At 71.9% G+C, this 4,558-nt stretch carries 4 protein-coding genes and 1 pseudogene; all 5 read left to right on the top strand.

Translation table 11 applies throughout. The annotated features are described in order from the left end of the window. Positions 1 to 274 (top strand): annotated as a pseudogene (locus ACQG3P_RS18840) (DUF58 domain-containing protein); the annotation flags it as partial. After that, complete coding sequence (locus ACQG3P_RS18845; protein ID WP_426805882.1) at positions 271 to 732, top strand: DUF4381 family protein; 462 nt, start codon at positions 271 to 273, stop codon at positions 730 to 732. The pseudogene ACQG3P_RS18840 and the gene ACQG3P_RS18845, both read left to right, overlap by 4 nt. Continuing rightward, a complete protein-coding gene (locus ACQG3P_RS18850; protein WP_426805883.1) occupies positions 729 to 1,733 on the top strand; it encodes a vWA domain-containing protein in 1,005 nt (334 codons plus the stop codon). The genes ACQG3P_RS18845 and ACQG3P_RS18850 overlap by 4 nt, the downstream gene beginning before the upstream one ends. After that, positions 1,730 to 3,451, top strand: coding sequence for a tetratricopeptide repeat protein (locus ACQG3P_RS18855; RefSeq protein WP_426805884.1), 1,722 nt, complete (start codon positions 1,730 to 1,732; stop codon positions 3,449 to 3,451). Before ACQG3P_RS18850 ends, ACQG3P_RS18855 begins: the two co-directional genes overlap by 4 nt. Beyond that, the coding region (locus tag ACQG3P_RS18860; RefSeq protein WP_426805885.1) for a BatD family protein at positions 3,448 to 4,558 on the top strand (1,111 nt) is incomplete at its 3' end. The genes ACQG3P_RS18855 and ACQG3P_RS18860, both read left to right, overlap by 4 nt.

A 4,558-nucleotide genomic window follows, 5' to 3' on the forward strand; every position in this document is an offset into this window, starting at 1 on the left:
TGCCATGCACCATGAAGTGCAGCTGATGCTGCTGGCCGATCCGCTGGAGCTGGCGCCGCCGGATGGCGTGCTGCCGTTCCTGTCGCAGGGCCGGCAGGTGGTGCTGGACCTGCACGATCGTGCCGTGCGCGAACACTGGCACGTCCGCTTCGTCGAACCGCTGGAAGCGCTGCAGCGCAGCCTCGGCGCCCGCCGCATCCAGGTGCACGTGGTCAGTACTGACGATGCCAGCGACTGCTGGCTGGGCCCGCTGCCGTCGGCGGTGGTTGCATGAGCGCGGCCACCTCGCTGCCGCTGCGCGACGTGCACCTGCCGCCCATCCCGTCCTGGTGGCCGCTGCCCTTGGGCTGGTGGCTGGTGCTGGCGGCGCTGGCGCTGGTCGTGCTGTTGGCCTGGGCGTGGCGCGCGCATCGACGGCGCCAGCAGCGGCGCTGGTTGCGGGTGTTCGACACTGCGGTCAATGCTGCGCAGGACGGAAGTGCCCAGGTAGCCGCGATGGCTGAACTGCTGCGCCGCGCCGCGCGCCGCCGCCAACCGGGCGCGGAACTGCTGCAGGGCCAGGCCTGGCTGGAATTCCTCGATGCCCCCGGCAGCCGCGCCTTCTCCGACGGCGATGGACGCCTGCTGCTGGACGGGGGCTACCGTCGCAGCCTCGACGCTGCCGACGTGCAGCGCGTGCGCGACCTCGCGCGCGCACGCTTCCTTGAACTGATCGACAGGCGCGGCCGATGAACCCGGGCCTGTCTTCCGTGCTGCCGTGGCTGGATGCGCTGGCCTGGCCGTGGGCGTTGTTGGCATTGCCGCTGCCGTGGCTGATGCGCTGGTGGCCACGCCGCAACGCAGCGGCGCCCGCGCTGCGCGTGCCATATGCCGCCGGTGCGCTGGCCGAACTCGGCCAGGCCAGTGGCGTGGCCGGCTGGCGGATCGGGCGCCTGCTGCTGTGGCTGGCCTGGGCCTGCCTGTGCGTGGCCATGGCCCGGCCACAGCAACTCGGCGAACCGGTCACCCCGCCGCAGCAGGGCCGGCAGATGATGCTCGCCGTAGACGTCTCCGGCAGCATGAGCGAACCGGACATGATGCTGGGTAACCAGGTCGTGCAGCGTCTGTCCGCGGCCAAAGCAGTGCTGGCCGATTTCCTCGACCGCCGTGCCGGCGACCGGGTCGGGCTGCTGATCTTCGGCGAGCGTGCCTACACACTGACCCCGATCACCGCCGACCTCACCACCGTGCGCAACCAGCTCACGGACAGCGAAGTCGGCCTGGCCGGCCGCGACACCGCCATCGGCGATGCCATCGCACTGGCGGTCAAGCGCCTGCGCGAACAGCCCGAAGGCCAACGCGTGCTGATCCTGCTGACCGACGGCGTCAGCAACGCCGGCGTGCTGCAGCCCCTGCGCGCGGCCGAACTGGCCAAGGCCGAAGGCGTGCGCGTGTATCCGGTGGCATTCGGCGGCGACGGTGGCATGAGCCTGTTCGGCGTGCAGATCGCCGCCGGCGACGACCCGGTGGACGAGGCCACGCTGCGCCGCATTGCCGAACTTACCGGCGGTCGCGCGTTCCGCGCGCGCAACACCGACGAACTGGCCGGCATCTATGCCGAGCTGGACCGGCTGGAGCCGATCACCGCCGCAGGCGCGGCGGTACGCCCCTATATCGAACGCTATGCGTGGCCGCTGGCACTGGCCATGCTGCTGGGTGGGCTGGGCTGGCTGCTGCCGAGGCGCTGGGCATGAATACCCTCTTGAACCACGTGCATCTGGCGCGCCCGGCACTGCTCTGGGCGCTGGCCGCGCTGCCGCTGATCGCACTGCTCTGGAGCTGGCGCCGCCGGCGCAGCAGCGTCTGGCGGCAGAACGTGGATGCGCACCTGCTCCCGCACCTGCTGGTGGCCGGCGGGCGCCGCGCCTGGAGCGGGCTGGCGCTGCTGTTGCTGGGCTGGACACTGGCCGTGGTGGCCCTGGCCGGCCCGGGTTGGCGACAACTGCCGCAGCCGCTGTGGCAGGCACCGGCGCCGCTGGTGGTGGCGCTGGACCTGTCCTCGCGCACCACCGCCACCGACCTGCCGCCGTCGCGCCTGCTGCAGGCGCGGGCCAAGCTGGCCACGCTGCTGCGCGAGCGCAGCGGCGGGGAAGTGGCGTTGCTGGCCTACGCCGACGATGCGTTCACCGTTGCCCCGTTGACCGGCGATGCCGCCAACGTGGCGCTGTACCTGGATGCGCTGGCCCCGGACGTGATGCCACGCGACGGCCAACGCGCCGACCGTGCGATTGAAGCGGCGGTGCTGTTGCTGCAGCAGTCCGGCGCCAAGGGCGGCGATATCCTGCTGCTGACCGACCGTGCCGATGACCCCGCACGTGCTGCCGCCGCTGCCGCCAAGGCGCAGAACATCCACGTCTCGGTACTCGGACTCGGCACTGCGGCCGGTGCGGCCTACCGCAGCGGCGATGGCCAGATCGCGCGCGCGCAGCTGGAGCCGGACACGCTGCGCGCGGTGGCCGATGCCGGCGGGGGTCGCTACGCGCCGGTGGCCGACGACGAGGGTGACCTGAAATCACTGGGCGTGCTGACCCCGCGCGCCAGCGCAGGCGAGCAGCAACACCGCGAAGGCGAAGGCCTGGCCTGGCGCGATGAGGGCTTTTGGCTGCTGCCGCCGTTGATGCTGCTTTCGCTGTGGGCCTTCCGTCGCCGTGGGGTGGTGGCCGTGGCCCTGGTCTGCGTGATGCTGCCGCTGGCCATGCCCGCGCCCGCGCAGGCCGCCGAGCGCAACTGGTGGCAGCGCGCCGACCAGCGCGACCAGCAGCGCGTGGCCGAGGGGGTGGATGCCTACCGGCGCGGCGATTTCCAGGCAGCGCAACAGCAGTTCGAGGGCGTGAACGACGCCGAGGCCCGCTACAACCTCGGCAACGCGCTGGCCCGGCAGGGCCAGTACGACGCGGCGATTGCCGCCTACGACCAGGCGTTGGCCCTGCGCCCGGGCATGCCCGACGCGGTGGCCAACCGTGCCGCCGTGGACGCCGCCCGCAAGCGCAAGCCGCCACCGGGTGCCGGGCAGCAACCGCAGCAGCAACAGCAGAAGCAGAATCAGTCGCAGCAGTCCCAGCAGCAACAACAGCAACAGAAACAGGACCCCTCCTCGAAAGGCGAGCAGGGGCAGCCCAAGCCGGGGCAGGGCACGCCGCCGCAGGACCCGCAGGCGGGCAAGCCGGATCCGGCCGAACAGGCGCGGGCCGATGCGGCCCAGCGCGAGCGCATGCGCCAGGCGTTGCAGAAACAACAGGCCGACGCCGGCAAGACCCCGGCGCAGCGCCGCGAGGCGAACGAGACGCCGCAGCAGCGCGAGCAGCGCCAGGCGGTCGAAGCGTGGATGCGGCGGGTGCCCGATGAACCGGGCAACCTGCTGCGGCAGAAATTCCAACTGGAAAGCGAACGCAGGAAACGGGACGGACAATGAGCGCAGCATCCCCCACGCAACGTTGGTGGCGCGCCTGCGCCTGGCTGCTGCTGGGCGTGAGCAGCCTGGCCCAGGCCCAGCCCCGCGCGTGGCTGGATCGTGATGCGATCAGCGACACCGACACGGTCACGCTCAATATCGAGTCCGATGCCGGCGCACCGGATTACGCGCCGTTGCAGGCCGATTTCGAGCTCAGCGGCCAGACCAGCAGCCGCCAGGTGCAGTGGAGCCAGGGCGCGATGCAGTCGCGCTCGTTGTACGGCGTAGCGCTCAGTCCCCGGCGCAGTGGTGTGCTGACCATCCCCGCGCTCCAGGTGGGCGCGGCGCGGACCGCGCCATTGCAGTTGACCGTGGCCGCCAGTGCCGCTGCCACCCCCGCCGTGCCCGGCAATGCCACTGCCTTCGTCGAAATGGAGGTCGATGACGCCAGCCCCTACGTGCAGCAGAGCGTGGGCGTGGTGGTGCGCCTGTACTACGCTTCGCAACTGCTGTCGGGCGAACTGGGCGTGGATGCGCCCGAAGGCGCCTCGATGCAGCGCATCGGCGAGGATCGCAGCCTGGTCCGCGAGATCAACGGGCGGCGCTACAACCTGGTCGAGCGCCGCTACCTGCTTATTCCGGAGCGCAGCGGGCCGCTGGTGCTGCCCGGCGCGCGCTTCAACGGCCGCAGCGCGGGCGGCTTCTTCGATGACCTGTTCGGCGGCGATGGCCGGCTGCGCGCCAACGCGCCCGATCGCACCCTGCAGGTGCAGGCACAACCCGACGCCGCACCGCAGCCGTGGTTGCCATTGCACGACCTGCGCCTGCGCTACACCGCCGCGCCCACCCGCGCCCGTGCCGGCGAGGCGGTCACGGTGGTGGTGGAAGCGGTGGCCGACGGCGCCACCCGCGCGCAGTTCCCCGAACTGCCGCCGCTGGATGCGGGCCCGGGCGCGCAGGTGTTCGCCGAGCCGCCGCAGTACGACGAAACCTTCAACGGCAGCACCCCGCGCCTGACCCTGACCCGCCGTTATTCGGTGGTGCCACGCGAGCCGGGCACCCTGGTGATTCCCGGCCCGCGCATGGCCTGGTGGGATGTGCGTGGCCGCCAGGCGCGCACCGCCACGA

It is taken from the genome of Stenotrophomonas sp. SrG, from assembly GCF_050031795.1.
Taxonomy (GTDB): domain Bacteria; phylum Pseudomonadota; class Gammaproteobacteria; order Xanthomonadales; family Xanthomonadaceae; genus Stenotrophomonas; species Stenotrophomonas rhizophila_A.

Coding starts and splice junctions, on each gene's coding strand:
- ACQG3P_RS18850 (WP_426805883.1), top strand. CDS start 729: ATGAACCCGGGCCTGTCTTCCGTGCTGCCGTGGCTGGATGCGCTGGCC.
- ACQG3P_RS18845 (WP_426805882.1), top strand. CDS start 271: ATGAGCGCGGCCACCTCGCTGCCGCTGCGCGACGTGCACCTGCCGCCC.
- ACQG3P_RS18855 (WP_426805884.1), top strand. CDS start 1,730: ATGAATACCCTCTTGAACCACGTGCATCTGGCGCGCCCGGCACTGCTC.